The organism is Endozoicomonas sp. 4G (assembly GCF_023822025.1).
GTDB lineage: Bacteria > Pseudomonadota > Gammaproteobacteria > Pseudomonadales > Endozoicomonadaceae > Endozoicomonas_A.
The window spans coordinates 4,405,001-4,427,657 of the sequence record NZ_CP082909.1 but is presented as its reverse complement, the minus strand read 5'-3'; the positions used below and the strand labels follow the sequence as shown (position 1 = coordinate 4,427,657).

The 22,657-nt window shown below is 50.1% G+C and carries 25 protein-coding genes and 2 other RNA genes; 16 read left to right on the top strand and 11 right to left on the bottom strand.

Annotated features, from left to right (window positions below; translation table 11 throughout):
• Positions 1 to 15 precede the first annotated feature (15 nt).
• Positions 16 to 380: a transfer-messenger RNA gene (gene ssrA, locus K7B67_RS17360) on the bottom strand.
• Between the two features lie 75 nt (positions 381 to 455).
• The gene (smpB, locus tag K7B67_RS17355) at positions 456 to 935 is read right to left on the bottom strand and encodes an SsrA-binding protein SmpB (protein WP_252177135.1); all 480 of its coding nucleotides are present in this window, start codon (positions 933 to 935) and stop codon (positions 456 to 458) included.
• Between the two features lie 361 nt (positions 936 to 1,296).
• Between smpB and K7B67_RS17350 the strand changes: the two genes are divergently transcribed.
• The 3 genes from K7B67_RS17350 to K7B67_RS17340 all read left to right on the top strand — a co-directional run bounded on the left by K7B67_RS17350 (position 1,297) and on the right by K7B67_RS17340 (position 3,587).
• On the top strand, positions 1,297 to 2,655 hold the full coding sequence (locus K7B67_RS17350; RefSeq protein WP_252177134.1) for a sodium-dependent transporter: 1,359 nt from the start codon (positions 1,297 to 1,299) through the stop codon (positions 2,653 to 2,655).
• 160 nt (positions 2,656 to 2,815) lie between these two features.
• Positions 2,816 to 3,247 (top strand): type II toxin-antitoxin system RatA family toxin, encoded by a 432-nt coding sequence (locus K7B67_RS17345; protein ID WP_252177133.1) that lies wholly within the window; start codon positions 2,816 to 2,818, stop codon positions 3,245 to 3,247.
• Entirely contained in the window at positions 3,240 to 3,587 is a 348-nt protein-coding gene (locus K7B67_RS17340; protein WP_252177132.1) for an RnfH family protein, read from the top strand. Before K7B67_RS17345 ends, K7B67_RS17340 begins: the two co-directional genes overlap by 8 nt.
• Before the next feature lie 32 nt (positions 3,588 to 3,619).
• On the opposite strand, the gene K7B67_RS17335 is transcribed toward K7B67_RS17340, so the two are convergent.
• A complete protein-coding gene (locus tag K7B67_RS17335) occupies positions 3,620 to 3,997 on the bottom strand; it encodes an outer membrane protein assembly factor BamE (protein ID WP_252177131.1) in 378 nt (125 codons plus the stop codon).
• A 102-nt stretch (positions 3,998 to 4,099) separates the two neighbouring features.
• Here K7B67_RS17335 and fur point away from each other — a divergent pair, with 102 nt between their 5' ends.
• Both fur and K7B67_RS17325 read left to right on the top strand, forming a co-directional pair.
• Positions 4,100 to 4,507 (top strand): ferric iron uptake transcriptional regulator, encoded by a 408-nt coding sequence (gene fur, locus K7B67_RS17330; RefSeq protein ID WP_252180604.1) that lies wholly within the window; start codon positions 4,100 to 4,102, stop codon positions 4,505 to 4,507.
• 203 nt (positions 4,508 to 4,710) lie between these two features.
• Positions 4,711 to 5,136 (top strand): hypothetical protein, encoded by a 426-nt coding sequence (locus tag K7B67_RS17325; protein WP_252177130.1) that lies wholly within the window; start codon positions 4,711 to 4,713, stop codon positions 5,134 to 5,136.
• Positions 5,137 to 5,158: 22 nt separating this feature from the next.
• On the opposite strand, the gene ssrS is transcribed toward K7B67_RS17325, so the two are convergent.
• The 3 genes from ssrS to K7B67_RS17310 form a co-directional block, all read right to left on the bottom strand.
• A non-coding RNA gene (gene ssrS / locus K7B67_RS17320) (6S RNA) lies at positions 5,159 to 5,337 on the bottom strand.
• A gap of 124 nt (positions 5,338 to 5,461) precedes the next feature.
• On the bottom strand, positions 5,462 to 5,761 hold the full coding sequence (locus tag K7B67_RS17315) for a cell division protein ZapA (protein WP_252177129.1): 300 nt from the start codon (positions 5,759 to 5,761) through the stop codon (positions 5,462 to 5,464).
• Positions 5,761 to 5,970 carry a TIGR02449 family protein gene (locus K7B67_RS17310; RefSeq protein ID WP_252177128.1) on the bottom strand — a complete coding sequence of 70 codons (210 nt, stop codon included), beginning with the start codon at positions 5,968 to 5,970 and terminating at the stop codon, positions 5,761 to 5,763. The genes K7B67_RS17315 and K7B67_RS17310 overlap by 1 nt, the downstream gene beginning before the upstream one ends.
• Before the next feature lie 211 nt (positions 5,971 to 6,181).
• Between K7B67_RS17310 and K7B67_RS17305 the strand changes: the two genes are divergently transcribed.
• From K7B67_RS17305 to K7B67_RS17280, 6 genes are all read left to right on the top strand, one after another.
• Positions 6,182 to 6,760 carry a UPF0149 family protein gene (locus K7B67_RS17305; protein WP_252177127.1) on the top strand — a complete coding sequence of 193 codons (579 nt, stop codon included), beginning with the start codon at positions 6,182 to 6,184 and terminating at the stop codon, positions 6,758 to 6,760.
• Between the two features lie 65 nt (positions 6,761 to 6,825).
• On the top strand, positions 6,826 to 8,064 hold the full coding sequence (gene ubiH, locus K7B67_RS17300; RefSeq protein WP_252177126.1) for a 2-octaprenyl-6-methoxyphenyl hydroxylase: 1,239 nt from the start codon (positions 6,826 to 6,828) through the stop codon (positions 8,062 to 8,064).
• A 32-nt stretch (positions 8,065 to 8,096) separates the two neighbouring features.
• A complete protein-coding gene (locus K7B67_RS17295; protein ID WP_252177125.1) occupies positions 8,097 to 9,281 on the top strand; it encodes an FAD-dependent monooxygenase in 1,185 nt (394 codons plus the stop codon).
• An 81-nt stretch (positions 9,282 to 9,362) separates the two neighbouring features.
• The gene (locus tag K7B67_RS17290) at positions 9,363 to 10,490 is read left to right on the top strand and encodes a hypothetical protein (RefSeq protein WP_252177124.1); all 1,128 of its coding nucleotides are present in this window, start codon (positions 9,363 to 9,365) and stop codon (positions 10,488 to 10,490) included.
• A gap of 162 nt (positions 10,491 to 10,652) precedes the next feature.
• Positions 10,653 to 11,492 (top strand): hypothetical protein, encoded by an 840-nt coding sequence (locus K7B67_RS17285; RefSeq protein WP_252177123.1) that lies wholly within the window; start codon positions 10,653 to 10,655, stop codon positions 11,490 to 11,492.
• 160 nt (positions 11,493 to 11,652) lie between these two features.
• Positions 11,653 to 11,874 carry a DUF2835 family protein gene (locus K7B67_RS17280; protein ID WP_252177122.1) on the top strand — a complete coding sequence of 74 codons (222 nt, stop codon included), beginning with the start codon at positions 11,653 to 11,655 and terminating at the stop codon, positions 11,872 to 11,874.
• 42 nt (positions 11,875 to 11,916) lie between these two features.
• Here K7B67_RS17280 and K7B67_RS17275 read toward each other — a convergent pair whose 3' ends face one another.
• The 5 genes from K7B67_RS17275 to rsmD all read right to left on the bottom strand — a co-directional run bounded on the left by K7B67_RS17275 (position 11,917) and on the right by rsmD (position 16,552).
• Positions 11,917 to 12,168 (bottom strand): YfhL family 4Fe-4S dicluster ferredoxin, encoded by a 252-nt coding sequence (locus K7B67_RS17275; protein ID WP_252177121.1) that lies wholly within the window; start codon positions 12,166 to 12,168, stop codon positions 11,917 to 11,919.
• 46 nt (positions 12,169 to 12,214) lie between these two features.
• The gene (gene coaD / locus K7B67_RS17270; protein ID WP_252177120.1) at positions 12,215 to 12,718 is read right to left on the bottom strand and encodes a pantetheine-phosphate adenylyltransferase; all 504 of its coding nucleotides are present in this window, start codon (positions 12,716 to 12,718) and stop codon (positions 12,215 to 12,217) included.
• Positions 12,719 to 12,985: 267 nt separating this feature from the next.
• Positions 12,986 to 14,467 (bottom strand): coniferyl aldehyde dehydrogenase, encoded by a 1,482-nt coding sequence (locus tag K7B67_RS17265; protein ID WP_252177119.1) that lies wholly within the window; start codon positions 14,465 to 14,467, stop codon positions 12,986 to 12,988.
• 203 nt (positions 14,468 to 14,670) lie between these two features.
• Complete coding sequence (locus K7B67_RS17260) at positions 14,671 to 15,765, bottom strand: malate dehydrogenase (RefSeq protein WP_252177118.1); 1,095 nt, start codon at positions 15,763 to 15,765, stop codon at positions 14,671 to 14,673.
• Positions 15,766 to 15,916: 151 nt separating this feature from the next.
• Positions 15,917 to 16,552: a 16S rRNA (guanine(966)-N(2))-methyltransferase RsmD gene (gene rsmD, locus K7B67_RS17255; protein WP_252177117.1), complete on the bottom strand. Its 636-nt coding sequence runs from the start codon at positions 16,550 to 16,552 to the stop codon at positions 15,917 to 15,919.
• 254 nt (positions 16,553 to 16,806) lie between these two features.
• Here rsmD and ftsY point away from each other — a divergent pair, with 254 nt between their 5' ends.
• From ftsY to K7B67_RS17230, 5 genes are all read left to right on the top strand, one after another.
• Positions 16,807 to 18,090 (top strand): signal recognition particle-docking protein FtsY, encoded by a 1,284-nt coding sequence (ftsY, locus tag K7B67_RS17250; RefSeq protein WP_252177116.1) that lies wholly within the window; start codon positions 16,807 to 16,809, stop codon positions 18,088 to 18,090.
• A gap of 46 nt (positions 18,091 to 18,136) precedes the next feature.
• Positions 18,137 to 18,805: a cell division ATP-binding protein FtsE gene (gene ftsE / locus K7B67_RS17245; RefSeq protein ID WP_252177115.1), complete on the top strand. Its 669-nt coding sequence runs from the start codon at positions 18,137 to 18,139 to the stop codon at positions 18,803 to 18,805.
• 2 nt (positions 18,806 to 18,807) lie between these two features.
• Positions 18,808 to 19,848 carry a permease-like cell division protein FtsX gene (gene ftsX / locus K7B67_RS17240; RefSeq protein WP_252177114.1) on the top strand — a complete coding sequence of 347 codons (1,041 nt, stop codon included), beginning with the start codon at positions 18,808 to 18,810 and terminating at the stop codon, positions 19,846 to 19,848.
• A gap of 185 nt (positions 19,849 to 20,033) precedes the next feature.
• Entirely contained in the window at positions 20,034 to 20,900 is an 867-nt protein-coding gene (gene rpoH / locus K7B67_RS17235; RefSeq protein ID WP_252177113.1) for an RNA polymerase sigma factor RpoH, read from the top strand.
• Between the two features lie 63 nt (positions 20,901 to 20,963).
• Entirely contained in the window at positions 20,964 to 22,397 is a 1,434-nt protein-coding gene (locus K7B67_RS17230; RefSeq protein WP_252177112.1) for a hypothetical protein, read from the top strand.
• Positions 22,398 to 22,657: the final 260 nt, after the last annotated feature.

The following is a 22,657-nucleotide window of genomic DNA, read 5'->3' as shown; positions in this document are numbered from 1 at the left end:
GGGCTTTTGGGTAGTTGGTGGAGGCGGCGGGAATTGAACCCGCGTCCGCCGATTCTCCGCCTTCGGCTCTACATGTTTAGATTCCGTTTTTAGGTTAACGCAGAACGACCCAACGGTCAGGGTGACACTGCGCGATCCTGAAAAGTTTAACCTGTCAGCCCCAGGCAGACATCAAGGCGATCCTGTTTTCAGTAGCGGTCATTTCCAGCCAACAGGCAAGTCGGAGTGACCGGGAGTAGGCAGGTATTAAGCTGCCAGAGCTCCTTGGAAGTTGTCTTCGTTAGCAACTAAAAGGTTGTAGTGTTTTGATTTACGAGAATCACTACATTCTCGACATGCACCTCGGGTTTCGTAACCGTCGTCGAATCCAGATCGCCCCCAGTGAAACCAGACGCTATTTATTTCAAAAAGTCGCTCACAAGTCAACCTGTTATTTGTAACAGAGCGGTACAGAATCAGCCCCGGTGCATAACCCGCTGCTTTTCAATATTCCATTCACGCTCTTTGGTGGCAGCGCGCTTGTCGAACTCTTTCTTGCCTCGGGCGAGGGCTACCTGACATTTGACCAGGTGGCCTTTCCAGTAAAGTTTGGTGGCAATACAGGTGTGGCCTTTCTGTTGAGTTTCCGAGAACAGCTTGGCCAGCTCTCTTCTGTGCAACAGCAGTTTTCGGTCGCGCAGAGGATCCGCCACCACATGGGTAGATGCTGTATCCAATGGAGTAATCTGGGCGCCAATTAACCAGGCTTCGCCATCTTTGAGTAGAACGTAGCTGTCGACCAGCTGCACTTTACCCATGCGAAGACTTTTGACTTCCCAGCCTGCCAGTGAAAGCCCCGCTTCAAATGACTCATCTATGTGGTAGTCATGACGGGCCTTTTTGTTGACGACAATGGAAGAGTCGCCTTTACCGCTTTTTTTCGATCTTTTAGCCATGGGCGGATTATAACGTGGATACACTATAAAACCAGTCGTTCCTTATGACAGTTTGTCGATTCAGTCTCCCGGTGGTTTTTCGTGTTGGTCCAGGGTTTATTTTTTTTAGGTTGAATGGTCTGATTGTCAGGTTTTGTTCGGGTGATATTTCTTTTTTTGCGGTTAATATAGGAAAAAAGTAGTTGAGATGGAAAACTAAACCGATACAATGCTCAGCGTCGCCCCGTGCTCCAGTGAAAGTTTTATTCTCTTCTTCAAGCCGGTTGTCGTTTGAGTTCCTTTTCCTGATTGTCTGATTCGAGACTGCGTAGCCCGGGTGGCCTTCAATAAGAATTTTTGCTGTACGTCATTGAGGAGTCTCATGTCAGGACAAAATCCGACCGCTTCACGTAAAACCTGGAATAACCGTTGGACATTTATGCTGGCTGCGGCCGGTTCCGCCATTGGTCTGGGTAATATCTGGAAGTTCCCTTACATCGCTGGTCAATACGGCGGCGGTGCCTTTGTACTGGTTTATCTGCTGTGTATCGCGCTGGTAGGTATTCCCTTGCTAATGGCGGAAACGGCCATTGGTCGTTCAACCCGTCTGAGCCCACTGAATGCCATGCGTAAGCTGACCCGCGATGCGGGCGTGTTCCGTGGTTGGGAAGTGATTGGCTGGATGGGTATGCTGACCGGCTTCATCATTCTGACGTTTTACAGCGTCGTCGCCGGTTGGGCACTGTCGTACGCTTGGGATCTGCTGACAGGTGTCTTCAACGGTATGAACGCTGATCAGATTGGCGGTGAGTTTGAAGCCCTGACGGCCTCGGCGCCAAGGCAGATTTTTTGGCACACCCTGTTTATGGTGATCACTGTGCTGATAACCGCTCGTGGTGTCCATAAAGGTCTGGAAAAAGGTCTGCAGGTTATGATGCCAACCCTGTTCATCCTGCTGTTTGCCATGCTGGGTTACAGTATTCTGGCGACCGGTGAGTTTATGCGTGGCTTCCACTTTATGTTCGATGTGGATTTCAGCAAGATTACCGGCGAAGCGGTGGTAGCGGCTATGGGTCAGGCTTTCTTCACCTTGAGTCTGGGTATGTGTGCCCTGATGGCATACGGTGCCTACATGCCTGCCAACAATTCCATTCCACGTACCGCGTTGAATGTTGCCTTCCTGGATACTCTGATGGCCATCGTCTCTGGTCTGATTGTATTCCCCATTGTTTACGCTCACGGCCTTGAGCCTTCTGCTGGCCCCGGTCTGCTGTTTGTTTCCCTGACCTCTGCTTTCGCTAATATACCCGGCGGATCCATTGTGGGCTTTATGTTCTTTGTTCTGGTTGGTATCGCTGCCCTGAGTTCAGCCATTTCCCTGATCGAGCCTTCCCTGGCCTGGGTGACCGAACGCTTTGGTATCAATCGTGTGCTGGGGACCTGCCTGATCGGTGGTTCCATCTGGCTGGTAGGTCTGGGTTCTGTGTTCTCATTTAACATCTGGGCTGACGTCAAGTTCTTTGACAAGACCATCTTTGATCTGGCCGGTTACATGACGGATGTCTTCCTGTTGCCTTTGGGCGGTGCTCTGATAGCGATCTTTGCTGGCTGGGTTCTGAAGCGTTCTGTTATGTCGAACGAACTGGCTATGAGTGTAGGTCTGTTTAACGTGTGGCGTTTCTCAGTTCGTATCATTGTGCCCGTTGCCGTAGCTCTGATTCTGTACACTGCACTGAAATGATTTGAAGTTTTCTCAATCATGAATCGGGACAGGGCGTAGCCTCGCGGCTACGCTCTTGCCGCCCCACCAGACGCCTTACCTCCCCGCGCAGCCCTGAAAGCAATAGCTGTAACAATATGGTATGCTCGCCAACCCTTGTTTTATAAATTTGCAGTGCGCCATGCCAAGAGTTTCTCGTTCAGCCCTGATCATGCAGCCAGTAGAAAAAATGTATCCACTGGTGGCTGATGTTGAAAGTTATCCTGAGTTTCTGCCCTGGTGCTCAGGGGCCAGAATATTGAATCAGGAAGGGAATGTGCTGGACGCAGTTCTTAAGCTCTCCAAGGGGAATCTCGGTTACGAGTTTTCCACAAGGAACCGAATGCTGGAAAACCAGTCTATTGAGATGTCATTGCTGAAAGGGCCTTTTTCAAAACTGAATGGGATCTGGCTGTTTAAGCCACTGGGCAATGAAGGTTGCAAGGTATCACTGGAGCTGGATTTTGAAATATCCAACCCGCTGCTCAGGGCGACAGTGGGCGCCGTTTTCAACAAGGCAATGAATAAAATGGTTGAAGCCTTCTGTCAGAGAGCGGAGCAGCTTTATGGCTGAAAATAATAACCGGGCCGAGTCGGGAGAGGACTTCAGAGTCAGCATTGAGGTGGCTTACGCCAAGCCGGAAGATTACCGGATTCTGGTTGTTGAGGTTAAAAAAGGCACGTCAGTACTTGATGCCGCCAGGCAGTCCGGCATGAAGTCGATCTTTTCTGAGATTGATTGGGACTCTGTTAAACTGGGTATTTTTGGCAAGGCGGTTATCAGACCTGCTGATCAGGCTGTGAAAGAAGGTGACCGGATAGAAATCTATCGACCACTGATTGCCGATCCAAAAGAAGTTCGCAAGAAACGTGCGGAGAAAGTAAAACTTCAGAAAGAAGCAGCTGCACCCTGAGGGTGAGCTGCTCTTTCGGTCACTGGAGTGGTTTAAGGTGTTTCACCCGCACCGGGGCGAAAGTCTCCCTCAATAGAGGAAAGCTTGTCGTCCTTGAAAAAGATGGTCAGGGTTTGCTGGGTGCGTGGTTCGCCACCGGGCTGGTGACTGGAGATATAATCCCAGCGGTCGCGGTTGAAGACATCCTCCATAAGAGGAGTGCCCATAACATACTGAACCTGGCTACGGGTCATTCCAGGACGGAGCTGATCGACCATTTCCTGGGTAATGACATTCCCCTGCTGGATGTCGACCTTGTAAACACCAGGGAAGCTGATGAGTTTGGAGCCACTGTCTGTTGAACTGGCACACCCGGTGAGAAGAGTAGCGGCAGTAAGAACAAGGGTGGTCAGGGCTGGACGTTTTTGCATCGGTTGCAGACTTCCACTATCTTCTTCGAAAATGAATGTTCGGTTTAACAATGAGATAATAGCAGGGATTACCTGCTGAATGCTAAGGGTTAGGTAAACGTGTTGGAAAATCAAGAGTTGCGCAAAGCGGGTCTGAAGGTCACGCTGCCTCGTGTCAAAATCCTTCAGATTCTTGAAAGCTCTCAGGGCCTTCATATGAGTGCAGAGGATGTCTACAAAGCCCTCCTTGATGCACAAGAAGATGTTGGCCTTGCCACCGTCTACCGGGTCCTGACCCAGTTTGAAGGGGCGGGGCTGGTGGTCAGGCATAACTTTGACAGCGGACACTCGGTGTTCGAGTTGGCAAGGGGTGAGCACCACGATCACATGGTTTGTATGGAAAGCGGTGAGATCATTGAGTTTATCGACGAAGACATTGAGCGTCGTCAGAAGGAAATTGCTGATAGGCACGGCTACGAGATTGTTGACCACAACCTGGTGCTGTACGTAAAGCCAAAACAAAAGTCCTGATTCTTTCTGAAACACGTCCCCTTAAAACAAGCCGGTCACAGCGTATCGGCTTCAGAAAAACGTAGAAGATGGGAGGTACAAGGTGACATCATTAATCGGCATTGGTCTGTACAGCATCCCTGAGGCATCGGTTCTGACGGGCATCAAGCCGCAAAAAATTCGTTGTTCAGGGTTACTGTTTCTGCCCTTTATACAGGTTTTTAGTGTCATTTTTCTTCTTTGCTGCAGGTTTGCTTTTATCTGCTATTCTGGGTCACTTACTTATATTAATTGGAGTTATGCCAGTGAGTGTCAGAACAAAACTTCAGCCGACAGGGACTGATCCTATTCTTAATACTTTGACCGACTTGGTTAATGGTCTGGGTCAAACCCGTGCGGAAATGCGTCAAAGGTTTGAAAAGTTAGAGCATAAGCTTGATCGACATGAGCAGCGGTTCGACCAACAAGATAAGCGATTCGACCAACAAGATAAGCGATTCGACCAACAAGATAAGCGATTCGACCAGTTCAGGCAGGAAGTGAACCAACGATTCGACCGACAAGATACGCGCTTTGATCAAATTGAGCAGAAAATTGACCGTGTAACGGGAGAAATCAAAGAGATGTTCCAGGCCTTACTCTCTCGTTGACAGCCGTTGAGCACTTATAGCAAGTCTCCCCAAGCTGCCGCTGCCACGTAAGCCCGTTGCTGTTAAAGCAACGGTGGGGATTGCTGTGATGAATCGGGCTTTCCACTGCAAGGTGGACCTGCGCTCCAGCATCAACGAGGAATCCCCGGTATGGTATTATCAGCCCGGGTCTTTAATGACTGGCAAACAGGCCAGGGAGACTTGACCGGAATTATATCGGTTCTGCCGTGCAAGTCTGTAGGTTTTTTTTGCTATTGATCTTTTGGCTGATAGCTCGATTGGTTTTTTATCAACGATGGCTCGTCGGGCTATATGTTCAGGAGGTTTAACTTTCGATCGCCATAAGTGCCTGATCCAGCTTGCCCAGCATCTGTTTGATCTGTTCCTGGGCATCGGAGTTATCAGTCAGGCTTTGCTGTTTGCTCTGCAGCAGCTCATAGCTGATATTCAATGCCGCCATGACGGCAATGCGCTCTGTACCTATTACGCCACCCGCACGGATCTGCTTCATTTGTTCGTTTAAATGCTGGGCTGCCTGATGAAGATTAGCTTCTTCCTGTTTGGGGCAGCTGACCAGGTATTCCTTGTTGAGGATATTGACGGTGGTAGTGGATGGACTGTCCATTAGGATTCATGCTCCAGAGTGCGCAGGCGGTTGATCATGGCCTCGACCTTGCTGCGTGCGACATCATTCTTTTCCATCAGTTGCGCGCGTTCTGCCAACCAGGATTGCTCTTTGGCTCGCAGTAGCTGGTTTTCTTTTTTCAGTTTCAGGCTGATGGCTACCAGGTCATCAATTTTCTGCTTCAGGGGTGCGAGTTCGTGGTCGTTCATAGGTTCCAAGACCTTGCTATTGGATCTACTATAGCGGCTGTAGATATACAGAACAATGCCTTTGCCATTTGCCCAACCGATAAATCTGGTACACTCACACGCCATCGGGTTTTCATCGAGCCTCTGGGACCTGGTTTTCACCCATCCTGTTATTGGTCGGTTGTCAGATGACCAAAGGGTCTTTTCCGGCAAGGCTTGTAAGGTAGTTTTAATGACAAATAATGATGCGACTCCAGATGTTGTCGCTTTTGATGAACTGGCTGATCGCCTGGTTGAGCTGGGCGGTGGCAGTCATCCTTCTGAACTTCATGGCATTCTCTGTGGCACCTTTGCCGCAGGCTCTCAGCCCGGCGTGGAAGCCTGGTTCCGTCAGGTGTCCGGTTTGCTGGATGATCAGGAGCTGGATAGCCGTTTTCAGGATCTCCTGATGCACCTGTATCAGGGCACATGGCAGAAGTTGAATCAATCCGACTTTTCCATTGCTTTGCTTCTGCCTGATGACGATGAGGCTCTGGAGCAAAGAACTGAGGCTCTGGGTTATTGGTGTCAGGGTTTTCTGTCCGGATTTGGTGAAGTAATTGGAGACAAGCCATTGAGTCAGGAGGTGGAAGGGGTTCTGGGAGATTTCTCGGAAATTGCCCAGATCCAGCCTGAAGCGGATGACAGTGATGAGTCTGAACGCTTCTTTATGGAAGTCAGTGAGTTTGTTCGAATGGCGCTGATCACCCTTTTTTCTGAGGTGGCGACCCCGGAAAGGTCGACAGAGCGTGATACAAAAACCATTCATTAATAACGACGATGACCACCATTGTTCTGTCCGGTGATGAGTGTTTTCACGGTTAAAAGGAGAGAGAAATGAGCGGGAAGCAGTACGATGTCCTGATCATTGGTGGCGGGCTGGTGGGAGCCAGCCTGCTGTGTGCTCTGGAGTCTGCGATCCATCAATATGGGCTGAAAGTAGCGCTGGTTGAAACGCACTCTATTGATGAGACAGAGGACTCTTCACCCAGCTCGCCACCCAGCTCGCCACCTAGCTATGACGCCAGAGCCTCGGCACTCTCCTATGGCGCCCGGCTGATCTATGATGAACTTGGGCTCTGGCCTGATCTGGAGCCGTTTGCCACGCCTATTCTGGATATCCAGGTCTCTGATCGGGGGCATTTTGGTGCCACCCATCTTAATCATCAGGAAGAAAATGTACCGGCACTGGGATATGTGATTGAAAACTATCGGCTGGGGGATGTGCTGCTCAAAAGGTTGAAAGGTTATCGTGATCAGGGGCAGGTGGAAGTCCTGAGTCCGGCACAGGTTCAATCTTTAAAGCCTTTGCCTGACTCAGAAACGAAAGTGGTCATCAGGCAAGAGGATAAAACGGTTGAGAAACTGGCGTCTCTGGTGGTTCTGGCTGATGGTGGTCGTTCCTGTTTGATGGCAAAGCTGGGTATCTCACGTAAGCACTATGACTACCAACAACATGCATTAATCGCCAATGTTTCCCTGGATAAGCCCCACAAAGGTATAGCCTATGAACGATTTGCCGGAAGGGGGCCTATGGCTCTGCTACCCCTTTCTGAAGATCGTTCAGCACTGGTCTGGACCCTGCCTTCTGATCAAGTAGACGACAAGGTTTCTATGGATGATGAAAGGTTCCTGATCAGGTTGCAGGAAGAGTTTGGTTATCGCGCGGGTCAGTTTATTAAAGTCGGGAGACGTGAAAGCTACCCTCTGTCCCTCAGTGTTGCCCGTGAGCAAGTCAGACCGGGTCTGGTTGTCCTGGGTAATGCCGCTCACGCCATGCACCCTGTCGCGGGTCAGGGATATAACCTGGCCATCAGGGATGCAATGGCTCTGGCCGGGAATATCTCTGAATCACTCAGGCAGGGTATGGCTCCGGGCAATCTCTCCCGGCTGCTTCACTATGTCGAAGAGCAAAAAAGCGATCAGAAAATGACTCTGGACTTCTGTGACGGTCTGGTGAAACTGTTTTCCCGACAGGAGCTGCCGGTGATTCTGGCCAGAAACCTCGGATTAAGCTGTCTGGATATGAACCGTCGATTAAAAGGTCGGTTTGCCAGAAAGGCCATGGGCGTTTAACCCTCAAAACACGTATCAGCAGGAGATCTCGGTTGAAATCATTTGATCTGGTGATTGTCGGAGGTGGCATGGTTGGGGCATCCCTGGCCTTATCGCTAGCAAAAACAGACCTGAAAATAGCGCTGGTCGATCAGCAGTCGCTTTCGGCTCCCGTGTTTTCTCCTGACAGTTCCTACGCACCCAGGGTCAGCGCCCTGACCGAAGCCTCTTCCCGATTATTCCAGCGGCTGGGAGCCTGGGAAGCGATGACCGCCCAGCGTGTTATGCCCTACCAGCACATGTCTGTCTGGGACGGTGAGGGAACGGGTGAGATCGCCTTTGATGCCAAGGCAGCGGGTTTCAAAACGCTGGGACACATTGTCGAGAACGAGGTGATTCGTAATGCGTTGCTCAAGTCGTTAGCACAGACAGATATTGAATGCTTTTCGGATCAGTCGACCCTTGATTACCAGCTGGGCGACCCCCATCAGGTTCAGCTGGAGCATGAAACCATAGCAGCACGTCTGCTGGTGGCCACCGATGGCGCCGAGTCCCGCCTGAGAAAACTGTCGGGCATCCCTTCCAGTCAGAAGGATTATCGCCATCATGCCATAGTCACCACGGTAGCAACGGAACAACATCATCAGGACACCGCCTGGCAGATCTTTTTAGCTTCCGGGCCTCTGGCGTTTCTGCCTATGCCCAGTCGGGGAGAGAGGCACTACTGCTCTATTGTTTGGTCGTTAGTTCCAGATAAAGCCGATGAAGTTTTGTCTCTGGGCGATGAGGCTTTTTGTCGAGCCATAGAATCAGCTTTTGAATCCAGACTTGGGAAAGTGCTGGCAGCCGATCCCCGTTTTCGCTTTCCGCTCAAGCAGCGCCATGCCCGCCAATATCACCGGAACCGCATTGTACTGGCAGGCGATGCGGCTCATACCATTCATCCTTTGGCTGGTCAGGGGGTCAACCTCGGACTGCAGGATGTGGAGGTGCTCTCTGAAGAAATCATTCGCGCCCTTGAGCGTGGTGATGATTTTTCTGCCAGCCATATTCTGAATCGGTATGAGCGTAGAAGAATGGGCAGTAATCTGCTAATGATGAAGTCCATGGAAGGTTTACAAAACCTCTTTGCCGCTGACGATATCGGTATTCGCTGGCTGAGGAATACAGGATTGAAGTGGACCAACAGTCTGCCGCTTGTTAAGGACTTGTTGATCAAACAGGCCATGGGCGTCTGATACCAGACGCATTTTTCAAACGGATGTCATTTTTCTTTCTATGATCTGTTATTTGATGCTTGAATCAATCAGGGATAACGAATGAAAAACTGGTTTCCGGTGTGGGGTTTTACACTGTGTCTTTCAATGGTGGCTCAGGCTCAGCCAGAGTCTGACCACAATCATAACGATTATGTTGTCACACTGGTTCGTCATGGGGATCGCAGTCCAAGATACCCGTTAAATCCCGAGCTGTGGCCCATGGGGCCCGGTGAAATGACCGATCTTGGTTTCAAACAGTGTTATGAAGCGGGTAAACGTTTCAGGAGCACTCAACTCCCTGCTGGTTTTCCTTCCCGTTGGCAGCCAAAGCTCAGTTATCATCAGGCCCGTAGTCTGGACAGAACCATCCAGTGTGCCACCACCCTGCTGCAGGCTATCTATCCTGACAGCCAAAAAACCGGCTCGGGCAATGAATTTGCAGAGGTGCCACCGGTGTATGCTGCCCCGGTGCAGTACGATTATCTGCTTGGGTTCACTCAGCTTTGCCCTGGCTACAGGGTGCTGATCAGTGATATGCAAAAAAGTCCGCTGTGGCAAAAGAAGTTAGCAGAAATCGGAGTCGATAAAATCAGGCTCTGGGCAAAACAGACCGGGCAAAAGCCAACGCTTCACGCCATGATGGGCCTTGCCGACGCACTGAATGTCAGAAAACTTCATAACATCCCTTTGCCAGAGTTCCTGACTCCCTCGGATGAGCAGCAGCTACTGGATCTGTTGCACTGGTTTATGGCTCAAATGAGCAAGGACGGGCGTATTGTTCAGCTGGCCAGCCAGCATCTTGTGAAGGCTATTGATCAGCGCTATCAGCAGCACCGAGCCTGTCTTGAAAGCGGCAGAACGTCTTGTGAGTCCTTCTATCTGTTATCAGTCAGTGACAGCAATATACTGGCTTTGTTGAATGCCCTGGGGAGCCCCAGAGAGTCCAATGTTCCTTACACCAGTATGTTGACCCTGCGCTTTTCAGCCTCGAACAGGACGGTCAAGGCTTCATTAGACAATGAATCCCTGACCCTGTCCTGTGGAACAACGTGTTCTATTGAGCAGTGGGGCCAGTTGGTCGCCTCTTTACAGCACCCTGACTGGTCAAAATTGTGTCAGTTAAAAGAGTCTGAAGTTCATACAATCGCGCTTCCTGATATATCTACAGGAACTGAAAAAGAAAAATAACAATTTTTCTGAACTATATTTAACCCGCTCCGTCCAATCATATTAATAAAGCACAATTCTGTCAGGAGCCTGCTGAACTTAAGTTAAGTACTTATGGCGCTACTGGTAGTCAATCGTTCTTCAAGTTGAGCATTAGAAGTCCCTTACGGGAAGGAGAAATGAATGCGTAGATCTTTTTTCACAGGTGTTTTTTTCACAGGTGTTGTACCTGTTCTTGTATTACTGTCGCTGCTTCAGGGTTGTGGCAAACAGCAGGATAAACAGGAGAGTTCGAAAGCACCCCCTTCAGCGGGAGAGTCTGTCCGTCCAGTTGTTGCTGAAGAAGAAAGCTATGATTGCACCACGGTGGATAGCACTGATGCGCTCAAGCAGACATGGTGTGAGGCACGTGGAGCCTTTGACCAGAGTACACTGGCAGATGATGTCGCCAACTTTGGCAACTACCTGAAAGGTTACCGTCAGGGTGTTAATGATGCTCGCCGTGCTGAAACCAGCCAGTTCCCTCGAGAGGCTCTGGAAGGAAAGGCTGAAAAGCCTCGTGAGGCAGGCTATCGCGCAGGTTACCAGCAAGTGGTTGAAGCGCAGGGCATTATTGAATACAACTGCCGTGACGGCGAACAGGCCAGTGAATACAAAGATCGCTGGTGTGAGGCCGACGATGCTTACCGTATCGCCAGTGTCGGCAGCAGTGATAACCCATTCTTGAGAGCAAGCTTCATCGACGGTTACATGGCAGGTGGTCGTGTTGCCCTGACCGTGCCCACTTCCATGGAAGCCTTCTTCAGTGGCGAAAATCCTGAGGGCAAGCAGCCTGCTATTTACAAACAGGAAGGTGACGATGTTAAATCGGGTGAGCAAGCTTTCTATAGTGGCTTTGATGAAGGTTATAAGGCGATGATTGCCAGTATCAGGGAGTCCATTAATCAGGTGATGCAGCAGATGCAGGCACCCAACAACATGGAAATGCCAGAAGGTTTGATGCCTCCTCCTCCCGGCCAGTAAGCTCTGACTGACCTCGGTTGAGATAAAAAGCCCGGTTATTTCAAATAACCGGGCTTTTTAATGGGGGCGCTGATTTTGCTAAAATGATACAAGTCTGGTCACTGGTCAGAAGATCTTGCGGCCAACATCACTCGCTTGAACATGAGGAATGGAGTCCGGAATGAATAAGGCTACCTTTTCTGTCAGTTTGAATTCCCAGCAGGTCTTACAGTATTACCAAGGCAAGAAAAACCGCGTCCAAGTCAATACCCGGGAAGGCTTTAGCATGAGCATTCCCTACGACATCCTTCTCAAGTTTGTCACCCGTGAAGGGGTCCATGGCACTTTTGAAATCTCTTATGGATCAGATGGCAAGCTGGGAGAGCTTCGAAAGCTTGGCTGAGTTTCTTTCAGGGCTGTGGTTTCGACGATATGTCTTTGTCTATCAAGCTGCGGCAGTAATCATCAAATACTTTTCCATTAACTCATCCTGCGACTCGACATTATTCGAGTCTTTGGGGATGCAGTCGACCGGGCAAACCTGCTGGCATTGTGGCTCGTCGTAATGACCCACGCATTCAGTACAAAGGTTAGGGTCAATCTCGTAGATATCTTCCCCGGGAGAGATCGCACTGTTTGGGCACTCGGGCTCGCAGACATCGCAGTTAATGCAGTCATCAGTAATAATCAGGGACATGATGTAATCTCCAGTTCGAATGAACTTGTCAACTCAGGCCGTCAGTTCAGGACTTGCTTTCAGCCATTGTGCGCGGGCCAAGTTTCTCTTTCAGGGCCTCCTGAACACAGGGGGAGACAAACTTGTCGATATCTCCACCCAGTGAGGCTATTTCCCGTACCAGCGTAGAAGAAATATAAGAGTATTGTTCAGCAGGCGTTAAAAACAGACTTTCTACGCTGGGCGCCAGAATTCGGTTCATGTTGGCCATCTGGAATTCGTATTCGAAATCGGAAACAGCCCTCAGGCCACGAAGAATCACCGTGGCTTTCTGCTCTTCCAGAAAGTGAGCCAGCAGGGAGCTGAAACCTGTTACCGAAACATTATCAAGGTGAGCGGTCACTTCTTCTGCCAGCTCAACACGTTTGGCCAGATCAAACAGAGGCTTCTTTTTAGGGCTTTCTGCTACTGCTATGACCACGTTATCAAAAATTCTTGCTGCCCGTTCTACCAGATCCAGGTGGCCTTTGGTGATAGGGTCAAAAGTGCCGGGGTAGATTACTTTGCTCATCGAAAGTGCATGTCCTGCTGATGTCTCAGGAAGCCTTTGAACCCGGTTGACCACTGTCTGATAAGGTCAATATTCCAAACTCTATGGCTTCACAGATGCCCGTAGTTACAGATAACGAAGGCCGAATGTTATCGGAATCAATCAAGGGTGACAAACTACCCGGCTTAAAGCAGGGTAATTACGCGATAAATTCCTGTTTTACTGGCTCTGAAAAAAAAAGGGGGGGGAGGGTTCCGGACGATCGAATGACAGCCCGGACCTGAACGATCAGGAGCCTGACAGGAATTTGATCGCGAGCTTCTTCAGCCAGGAGTTATAGGGAGGGAATATCAATCGGACACTGTTAAAACGTCCTTTGCTAAAGACCGATTTTGCCTTCGATAGTGCCTGAAAACCCTCGCGCCCATGATAATGGCCCATACCGGAAGCGCCTACGCCACCAAAAGGAATATCATCGGCTGCAACATGGAAAAGGGTTTCGTTCAGACAGACACCTCCTGAGTGGGTATGCGTCAAAACTTTGTCCTGAGCCTGTTTGTTTTCACCAAAGTAATAAAGCGCCAGTGGGCGTGGGCGGTTATTGACGAACTGAATGGCGTCATCAATGCTGTCCACCTCAATAATGGGTAACAAAGGGCCGAAAATTTCTTCCTGCATGACGCTCATGTCAGCCGTGGCATTGAGAATCAGGTGAGGAGGTAAACGACGGGAGCCATCGGTTATTTCTTCATTGTTGCCCACCCGGATTTCTGCCCCTTTGCTTTTGGCATCTTCAATGTGACCGAGTAATCTCCGGTGCTGTTTTTCGTTAATAATGGCGGTGTAATGCTGACTGTTATTGACAGTAGGATGCATACTGCTGAAGGCTTTCAGGTAGGCTTCTACAAAGGCTTCCTTGCGGTGCTTCCTGACCAGAACGTAATCAGGAGCGACACAGGTCTGTCCGGCATTCATTGATTTTCCGTAGCAGATACGCTCGGCCACTTCCTGTATCGGGAAGTCGTCGTCAATAATCACCGGAGATTTTCCGCCCAGTTCAAGGGTTACAGGAGTGAGGTTTTTGGCAGCCGCCGTCATGACGTGCTTGCCGACCTGGGTGGAGCCAGTGAAGAGAATATGATCGAACGGCAGAGCGGTGAAAGCGGCTCCCACGTCAGCTTCACCATTGACGACAGTGACCAGGTCGGCAGGAAAAATATCGGCAATGATCTCAGCAAACAGCTTGGAAGTAGCTGGAGTAAACTCAGACATTTTGACCATGGCCCGGTTACCGGCGGCCAGGGCGGTGGCCAGAGGACCTATGGCCAGAAACAGAGGGTAGTTCCAGGGAACCACAATACCGACAACGCCCAGGGGCTGATACACCACCTTGGCTGAAGCCGGTTGCAGAGTGAGTGATACATGTCGTTTACTGGGTTTCATCCATTTAGCCACATTCTTACGACAGTAATCGATGGTTGAGAAGGATGGCATAAACTCGGCTAACAGGGACTCTACTTCAGCGCGGCCTTCAAAATCGTCGTTTATGGCATTCACCAGGGCTTTCTGATGTTTCTTCAGACCCTCTTTCAGTGTTTTCAGCCATTCCCTGCGTTGTTGGGCAGACGGGTTGGGTTGATTTCGAAAGGCTTGTCGCTGGGCCTCCAGAGCGGTTGTCATCCCTGCAATCTGACTGGAAGAACGGTCGCTGGCGGTCATTTGATCCGGTGGGCCAGTCTCTGCAGGCTGGTTAATTTTACTAAGGCTCATGATAAAGGTCTCCTTCAGCCGATCTGGTTTTCGTTGTTTTACTAACTTACCACTTCATACCGCTTCAGAAATAGAGATGGGATTATGGGGCAAAACAACTAAGCGGGTTGAAAAGGGGATTGTTGAATTGGGCACCTGGAGATTGGGTCGCAGAAGAAAGAGTAGCAGGAGCTGATCAGGGTGTCAGCTCCTGCTAAGGCGGATCAGCAGATGCGATCGGCTTTGTAGTAAACGTCAGCCTTGTCCAGACCGTTGTCGTAAGCGGTCTGGCCAGTACGGTCAGATTTTCTCAGGTTTTCACGAGACTCAGTGGTTTCAGAAGGTAGCAGGTGATCGACGGCGGCTTTTTCATTGAGCAGTTCTGTTTCGGTATTTTTCATCATACTCTGACCGTATTCGTTGATCTCCAGACCCTGAACAATCTGGTAGCTGCCGAATTCGCAGACGCATGGGAAAGAGTAGTAAATGCCTTTGGCTACGCCGTAGCTGCCGTCGGAGATAATTCCCATGCTGACAACTTCACCGTCGCTGCCCAGGGCCCAGTCATGCATGTGGTCCAGGGCGGCTTGTGCGGCAGAAGCCGCAGAAGAAAGGCCGCGCCATTCGATGATTTCAGCGCCGCGTTTCTGAATGCGAGGTGTAAAATCCTGCTTGTACCATTTCTGGTCAATTTTGCTGATTACGGACTCTTCGCCCAGAACCACAGCGTGATGTACGTCAGGGTACATGGATGGAGAGTGGTTACCCCAAACGCAAACACCGTTGATGTCCGATGGATTAACGCCCAGCTTGTTGCCCAGGATGCCTTTGGTACGGTTGTGGTCCAGGCGGGTCATGGCACAGAACTGGGAGGGATCCAGATCCGGAGCATTACGGGACAGGATCAGACAGTTAGTGTTAGCCGGATTGCCTACTACCAGAGCCTTAACGTCGCGATTCGCCACTTCGTTCAGGGCCTTACCCTGCTCAGCGAAGATAACCGCGTTGGCTTCCAGCAGGTCTGCACGCTCCATGCCCTTGCTGCGAGGACGGGCGCCTACCAGCATGGCGTAATGAACACCGCGGAAGCCGTCGAATGGGTTGTCGTGCAAACTGATGCCGTGTACCAGCGGGAATGCGCAGTCTTCAAGTTCCATAGCCACGCCACGCAGCTTGTCCATAGCCTGAGGAATCTCAACCAATTGCAGAATGACTGGTTGATCCGCGCCCAGCATTTCACCGGCAGCAATTTTGAACAGAAGGGAGTAACTGATGTTGCCTGCTGCACCTGTGACTGCGATACGGACGGGTTGTTTCATGTGACCGCTCCTTAGAGTTCTCGTCTGAAAAGAGAATATTAGAATAATCTCAGCGGTGAGAAGATTACCTAGAACGATAAGTTAAGTCCACTGTCATGGGGAGTGGCATTGTCTTTAAATGGTAAGGTTTGTAACGATTGTTCCAGTGCTTTTAGTGTTCGGCGAAAGCTGGGTGCGGTGATTTCTCGATAGCTAGCAGGCAGTAACTCAGCTGACCTGCCATTTTGGTTTTTATGACGGTCCAGTTTGCAGGAACGGGCAGGGGAGACAGTTCCTTTTCTACCTCAACATAAATCAGGGTATTGCTGTGAAGGTAGCCATTTTCGTCAAGCAGACGACAGGTTTCTGCCAATAGCCCCTGTCGGAATGGCGGGTCCAGGAAGATGAGGTCGAATGCCTTGTCAGCGGATTGCTGTAGCCACTTCAGGCTGTCGGTGCGGATGACTCTGGCATTATCTGCCTGAAGCGTTTTCAGGTTCTTGTCAAGCTGTGAGGCAGCCTCTGCAGCCGTCTCAAGCAGGATGGCTTCTTTGGCACCACGGGAGAGTGACTCGAAGGATAGCGCGCCTGTACCACTGAAACAATCCAGCACTCTGGCACCCGGAACATGGGGCATCAGCCAGTTAAACAGGGTTTCTCTTACACGGTCCGAGGTGGGTCGCAAGCCGGGCAAGTCAGCTACAGGCAGCTTGCGGCTGCGCCACTGTCCACCAATGATTCTTAATTGTCCGCTACCTTTGTTTGGGCGTTTATCTGGGTGTTGCCTGACGGCTGCTCTTCGCGCCATTGATCACTCCGGTTGATGGCATTGGAGCAGCGATTGTACATCAGTTACCGAACCGGATAACCATGGTTTCTGAGGAGATACCCGTACTTCGTTGGTGTTATTTTCATTGCAAAAAGCTTCATTCATCAATAGCTGTAAGATAGGATACGCAGTTCCGGAAGGCTGTCCGGGCATCGTTCTGGTTCTGATCAGCCTCCTGAGACCCACCTGCTTTAATACGGTGACCCTTTTAATCCATTCTGATGAAGTAATTTATGTTCGGTTCTCGCAAAAAAGATGAGAAAACGGCGAAGCGACGTTTTTGGCCCTGGGGACGCAAAGAAGAGAAAAAGAGTGAGCCTGTCCCGGTTGTAGATGAGAGCCCGAAAGCTGAGCCGGCAGCCCTCCCCCAAGATACCGTTGCCCAGGCAGAAGTCGTAGAGACGGTGGTGGAAACTGTTGTAGAAACTGTTGTAGAAACAGCAGAAAAGCATGTTTCTGTTGAATCTGTTCAGGCTGAGGTTGTAGAGCTAAACACAGAAGAGGTAGAGGTAGTAGTAGAGACTCCGGTCACTGAAACGATTGCTACGCCACCTGCAGTCACAGAAACCGTTGAGACTCAGGAAGAAAAGAAAGGCTTCTTTGCCCGCATGAAGCGCGGGCTTGGCAAGACCCGCAATGCGTTTGTTGATGGCGTCGCGGAAATCTTTGTTGGTAAAAAAGAAATCGACGAAGACCTGCTGGAAGAGCTGGAAACGCAGCTTCTGGTATCGGATGTGGGCGTTGAGGCCACGACAGAAATTATTGAGAAACTGACTAAAAAAGTGAAATACCGTGAGCTGGGCGATGCCGATGCGCTGATCTCTGCCATGAAAGTTGAACTGAAGGAAATTCTCAAGCCTGCTGACCAGCCTTTGGTCATTGATGAGCAAAAAACGCCTTACGTCATTCTCGTTGTCGGCGTTAACGGTGTCGGCAAAACGACAACAATCGGTAAAGTGGCCCGCAAGCTTCAGGCCCAAGGCCGTAAAGTGATGCTGGCGGCTGGTGATACGTTCCGGGCGGCTGCGGTGGAGCAGCTGCAAGTCTGGGGTGAAAGAAACGATATTCCTGTGATTGCCCAGCATACCGGCGCCGACAGTGCCTCCGTACTTTATGACGCTTTCGAAGCAGCCAAAGCCCGTGGGGTGGATGTCTTGATTGCCGACACGGCGGGCCGCCTGCACAACAAAGATAATCTGATGGACGAGCTGCGTAAGGTTAAGCGGGTTTTGGGTAAGCTTGATGATTCAGCTCCCCACGAAGTGCTGCTGGTTCTGGATGCTGGCACCGGGCAGAATGCCCTCAATCAGGCTAAGATATTCCACGAAGCGGTTAACCTGACGGGCATGGCACTGACCAAGCTGGATGGCACCGCCAAGGGTGGGGTGGTTTTTGCCTTGTCCAAACAGATGCAGCTGCCTATTCGCTTCCTGGGGGTGGGTGAGCAGATCGACGATCTGAGGCCTTTTTCTGCCGATGAGTTTGTGGAAGCTCTGTTCGATCCGGTTGAGCCTTAAGCCACTAAAACTTGAACCACTAAAAAGAGTTGCAGGGAAGTCCTGAATGATACGCTTTGACAATGTCACCAAGCGTTACCCCGGAGGGCATGTGGGGCTGGATCAGACCAGTTTTCATCTGCATCGGGGTGAAATTGCTTTTCTTACCGGCCACTCTGGTGCTGGTAAGAGTACTCTGCTGAAACTCATCATGCTGATGGAGCAACCGACCTCCGGCAGTATCTGGGTTGGGGGGCACGATACCAGCAAGCTGAGGCGTGGTCAGGTTCCCTATTTTCGCAGGAATATAGGTCTGGTTTTTCAGGACCATCAGCTGCTCTTTGATCGGTCTGTATTCGATAATGTTGCCTTGCCCCTGATCATTGCCGGGTACACTCATCAAGAATGTGCGGGGCGGGTTCGGGCTGCCCTGGATATGGTAGGGCTTTTGAATAAAGAGAAAATGAATCCAGCCCAGCTTTCCGGCGGTCAACAGCAGCGTGTGGGTTTGGCTCGTGCTGTGGTTAACCGGCCTTCTCTGATCCTGGCTGACGAGCCCACTGGCAATCTCGACCCTGATTTATCGGCTGAAATCATGCAGCTGTTTGAACACTTTAACCAGGTAGGCGTTACGGTTCTGGTCGCCAGTCATGATCTGGCACTGGTAGCCCGTATGCGTCATCGTATCCTGACTCTGGATCAGGGGCTGCTGGTTAACGATCAGGAGGTACGTTAACCGTGTTACCAAGAAAAAGTGTTAGAAACAAAGACGGCAGTCGAAAAAAACAGCCTGAAGCCTCACCGCCCAAGGGCAGTGATGATGAAAGGGGCGCGGCCAGAAAAAAGACAACAGCGTTCTCAGTGGCTTATCTGAAAAGTCTGCACCGGCAGGTTGCAGGTGACTCGTTACGTCGCATCTTCAAGACCCCTTTTGCTTCCTTTCTGAATTGTCTGATGATTGCGGTGGCGTTCGCACTGCCTGCGATTCTTGTATTACTGTCCAATAATCTTCAGACATTGGGGCACGGCTGGGAAGGTCAGCCCAGAATCTCTCTCTATCTTGAAAGCAAGCTGGGGCGTGACCAGATCAATCGCCTCAGGGTTGAGGCCAGAGATGATCCGGATGTTGAACAGTTCCTGTATATCAGTCCCGATGAAGGTCTGAATGATTTCCAGAAGAAAACCCGGATGAAAGGGGTCATTGATGCCCTGGGCTTTAATCCTTTGCCGGGTGTACTGGAGCTTACGCCCCGGGAAGGCTTGAGTGCTGAACAGCTTAATGAACTAATGAAAAAATATCAGGTCAAACAGGGAGTCATGGAAGCCCGGCTGGATCAGGAATGGGTTGAGCGACTGGCATCTATAACGCAATTGCTGGAACGTTTTACGGTCATACTATCAGTACTTCTCGGGATTATTGTGTTGTTGACGATAGGTAATACTGTTCGTCTCAGTGTTGAGAGTCGCAGGGCTGAAATCAAAGTCATCAAGCTGGTGGGTGGAACCGATGGCTTTGTCACGCTGCCATTTCTTTACATGGGTATGTGGTATGGGCTGGGAGGCGCTCTGATGGCGCTGTTGATTATTCTCGGTGTGCTGGCTGCTTTAATGTCAGGCGTATTGGAACTCGCCGCTTTATACGGCAGCAGTTTTACGCCGGAAGGGCCCGGCTTGGCAATGTTCTTTTCATTACTGGCCGCTGGTGTTTTTTTGGGAGTGGCAGGTGCAGCAGTAAGCTGCTACCGTCATGTACGGACTGTAGAAGGTCAGCCTGTTTAAAATGGCAATTTAAATCCTGTTTTTATAGCGTTTTTATCGTAAAAGAGCGTAAAGTAGCTTGGGTCAACGAGTCCGGCTTTTGTTATTATTGAGCTTGAAATCAGGCAATTGTTTTTCTTTACGCTATGGGCATTTGGAGTTGGAATTAAGTCGAGTGCTGAATTGGCACTTAACCGGAGTGAGTCATGGGAACCCGTTTACAACCAGTTGATATGTTAGTCCCAGGGCATAATATTGATGCCTACATCACAGGGGTCAGCGCTATTGCTGTGTTGTCTGCTGATCAGGAAAAGGGTTTGGCAGAACGCCTCTACTATGAGAATGACCTGGAGGCTGCCCGCCAGCTGGTTATGTCTCATTTGCGCTTTGTGGTTCATATAGCCAGAAGCTACAGTGGCTATGGGCTGCCACTGGCTGATCTGATTCAGGAAGGAAATGTGGGCTTGATGAAAGCCGTAAAACGTTTCAATCCGGAAGTGGGCGTTCGTCTGGTATCCTTTGCCGTGCACTGGGTAAAGGCTGAGATCCATGAGTTTATCCTGAAAAACTGGCGTATCGTGAAGGTGGCTACCACCAAAGCGCAGCGCAAACTGTTCTTTAATCTTCGCAGCTCCAAAAAACACCTTTCCTGGCTCAGTAATGATGAGGTCAAGGCCGTCGCCAATGACTTGGGTGTTGAAGCCAAAGTCGTTCGTGAAATGGAAGGCCGCATGGCCGGGCATGACACAGCCTTCGATGGTTATGCTGACGACAGTGATGATAACAGCACCTACGTAGCACCTGCGCACTACCTGGAAGATCAGCGGGCAGACCCGGCACGGCTTTTGGAAGATTCTGATTGGTCCGAGTCTTCGGTGACTCTGTTGAGAAATGCTCTGGCAGCGCTGGATGAGCGTAGCCGGGATATTCTTCAAAAACGCTGGCTCAGTGAGGATAAGGCAACACTCCATGAACTGGCGGATCACTATGGCGTATCCGCTGAGCGAATAAGGCAGTTGGAAAAGAATGCGATGAAAAAGGTTAAAGGTTCTATGGAGACCTTGTCAGGCTAGACAGATATTTAATAGGCCACGAACACCCGCACCTTGTTGCGGGTGTCAGCTTAGGATAAAGCCATGATCGAACGGCCAGGAACGCCTCCTCCCAGTGGGGAACCCCCTGAAAACCTTAAAAAAACAGCTCAGCCAGAGACTATCAGGGTTTTTGGCTATGAAATAAAACTCGGCTATTTAGGCAAAAAGCTGGTTGTTGTTGGAAGAAATCTTAAAAAGCTTGCACGCAAACTGATTTCTGGTCGGCAGGTAAAAAGCCTTCATATCCCACCCAAAGTAAACCCAAAGTGCCATACTTTTGTCCGGCCCGAATCATCGGTTTCCACAACGAGACCCGGCGACTTACAGGCGCAGCCTGAGAGACTGGAGGCCAAAAGAAAGGAACTGCAATCAAAAAACGAAACTCAGGCTGTTGAGTCAATGCGTTCATTGGCTATGGCTATTCAAACTGAGGATGTTACCAAGGCAGTTTATTCTCTATATGACCTGAGACAAACGCTGGCTTTAAAAACTACGCTCGAGGGTAAGGAATCGTTTGATGTCACGGATCTGATGGACCATGCAAAGTCAGCCTTGGACTCAGTGGTTCTTGATGCCCGTAATCTGAAGCGTTTGCGCAAGAAAAAGTCTTTTCTTGCCAAGCTCATGGCTTTGTTAAGAATTATGGATACAGGAACGTATCAAGGTGAGCTGATCAGTTCGGTCATATCCAAAAGTGCATCGGGCTGCCTGATAAGGCCTAACCCCTTATTAATATTTCAGGAAAAGTTTTTTCCTGACTTTGATCTATTGTCCGAAAGTAATAAATACACAGCAGCCAATATTGGTCCTGATAAAAGCAGTCTCTGCTTTGCGGCACTGAAAAATTGTCGAACTCGATTGGAGGAAGAAGCAGACAATCTTGTGACCTGTATGCAGGATGGCGCTGTTGAAGGTTTACCGGAGCAGGTTGATCGTCTTATGGATGCTTCGGTTGAAACCATAAGGGAGCAAGCCGAAGCAGTGAGCTTCGAGAGAATCAGGGCTTATATGAAGAAGAATATATGGAGTATGGTGATTCCGGATGGCGTCAATCAACATCTCCGCAGGGCTTGCCAGCAACGAGAAAGTAAACTGTTGCAATACATGGCAGCTGTTCAGGCGTTGTCGTCTAAGCCTGCTGGCAATGAGTTGACTGATTTCAGGATCAGGGTGGCAAAAGAGCTTAATGATTTGATCTGCCGACAGTTGGATCTTGGTGAGGAAGATGAGCCTGAAGAGTTGGCTATTGCGCAAAGAGAGTTGTGGCAGTTGCAGGAAGAAAAAGAAATCTCTGAGCAAAAGGCATCAAGAAAGGTGTTCCTGGAGGGGCGTATTCAGGCGTTAATCAATGAAAAAGAGTCCAGAGGGCGCTCACTGGTTCATCTGGAAAGAATGGGGGTTAAGGCCAGCCCGGAAATGATTGAAGCACTGAAGGAGCGTTTTGAGCAACCGTCGAAATTTGATCTGTTTAAATAACTTATTGACCTACCTCTTAGTGTGCGTATAATGCGCCTCCACTGATCGGGGCATAGCTCTTAAAGAAAGCTTCTTAACGAGCACGCAGCGATCCATTGAAAACATCGTTCAAAACGATGATTGACAATCGGATCGAACGGCGTAGAATGCACCGCCGCTGAGACGGAAACGCAACGCTTACTGAGTAAACGGATGCAGTCCCAGCGAGTTGAAAAGTCGCTTGGAAAACAAGCACTTGACAACAACCGGCGCCAAGGTAA

What these genes read in the sequence shown, in the direction of transcription:
- K7B67_RS17345 (WP_252177133.1), top strand. Translation starts at nt 2,816, where the DNA reads ATGCCAAGAGTTTCTCGTTCAGCCCTGATCATGCAGCCAGTAGAAAAA.
- K7B67_RS17290 (WP_252177124.1), top strand. Translation starts at nt 9,363, where the DNA reads ATGAAAAACTGGTTTCCGGTGTGGGGTTTTACACTGTGTCTTTCAATG.
- ftsY (WP_252177116.1), top strand. Translation starts at nt 16,807, where the DNA reads ATGTTCGGTTCTCGCAAAAAAGATGAGAAAACGGCGAAGCGACGTTTT.
- K7B67_RS17305 (WP_252177127.1), top strand. Translation starts at nt 6,182, where the DNA reads ATGACAAATAATGATGCGACTCCAGATGTTGTCGCTTTTGATGAACTG.
- ftsE (WP_252177115.1), top strand. Translation starts at nt 18,137, where the DNA reads ATGATACGCTTTGACAATGTCACCAAGCGTTACCCCGGAGGGCATGTG.
- K7B67_RS17260 (WP_252177118.1), bottom strand. Translation starts at nt 15,765, where the DNA reads ATGAAACAACCCGTCCGTATCGCAGTCACAGGTGCAGCAGGCAACATC.
- coaD (WP_252177120.1), bottom strand. Translation starts at nt 12,718, where the DNA reads ATGAGCAAAGTAATCTACCCCGGCACTTTTGACCCTATCACCAAAGGC.
- rpoH (WP_252177113.1), top strand. Translation starts at nt 20,034, where the DNA reads ATGGGAACCCGTTTACAACCAGTTGATATGTTAGTCCCAGGGCATAAT.
- K7B67_RS17285 (WP_252177123.1), top strand. Translation starts at nt 10,653, where the DNA reads ATGCGTAGATCTTTTTTCACAGGTGTTTTTTTCACAGGTGTTGTACCT.
- K7B67_RS17280 (WP_252177122.1), top strand. Translation starts at nt 11,653, where the DNA reads ATGAATAAGGCTACCTTTTCTGTCAGTTTGAATTCCCAGCAGGTCTTA.
- rsmD (WP_252177117.1), bottom strand. Translation starts at nt 16,552, where the DNA reads ATGGCGCGAAGAGCAGCCGTCAGGCAACACCCAGATAAACGCCCAAAC.
- K7B67_RS17265 (WP_252177119.1), bottom strand. Translation starts at nt 14,467, where the DNA reads ATGAGCCTTAGTAAAATTAACCAGCCTGCAGAGACTGGCCCACCGGAT.
- K7B67_RS17315 (WP_252177129.1), bottom strand. Translation starts at nt 5,761, where the DNA reads ATGGACAGTCCATCCACTACCACCGTCAATATCCTCAACAAGGAATAC.
- smpB (WP_252177135.1), bottom strand. Translation starts at nt 935, where the DNA reads ATGGCTAAAAGATCGAAAAAAAGCGGTAAAGGCGACTCTTCCATTGTC.
- K7B67_RS17275 (WP_252177121.1), bottom strand. Translation starts at nt 12,168, where the DNA reads ATGTCCCTGATTATTACTGATGACTGCATTAACTGCGATGTCTGCGAG.
- K7B67_RS17340 (WP_252177132.1), top strand. Translation starts at nt 3,240, where the DNA reads ATGGCTGAAAATAATAACCGGGCCGAGTCGGGAGAGGACTTCAGAGTC.
- K7B67_RS17310 (WP_252177128.1), bottom strand. Translation starts at nt 5,970, where the DNA reads ATGAACGACCACGAACTCGCACCCCTGAAGCAGAAAATTGATGACCTG.
- K7B67_RS17350 (WP_252177134.1), top strand. Translation starts at nt 1,297, where the DNA reads ATGTCAGGACAAAATCCGACCGCTTCACGTAAAACCTGGAATAACCGT.
- K7B67_RS17230 (WP_252177112.1), top strand. Translation starts at nt 20,964, where the DNA reads ATGATCGAACGGCCAGGAACGCCTCCTCCCAGTGGGGAACCCCCTGAA.
- K7B67_RS17335 (WP_252177131.1), bottom strand. Translation starts at nt 3,997, where the DNA reads ATGCAAAAACGTCCAGCCCTGACCACCCTTGTTCTTACTGCCGCTACT.
- ubiH (WP_252177126.1), top strand. Translation starts at nt 6,826, where the DNA reads ATGAGCGGGAAGCAGTACGATGTCCTGATCATTGGTGGCGGGCTGGTG.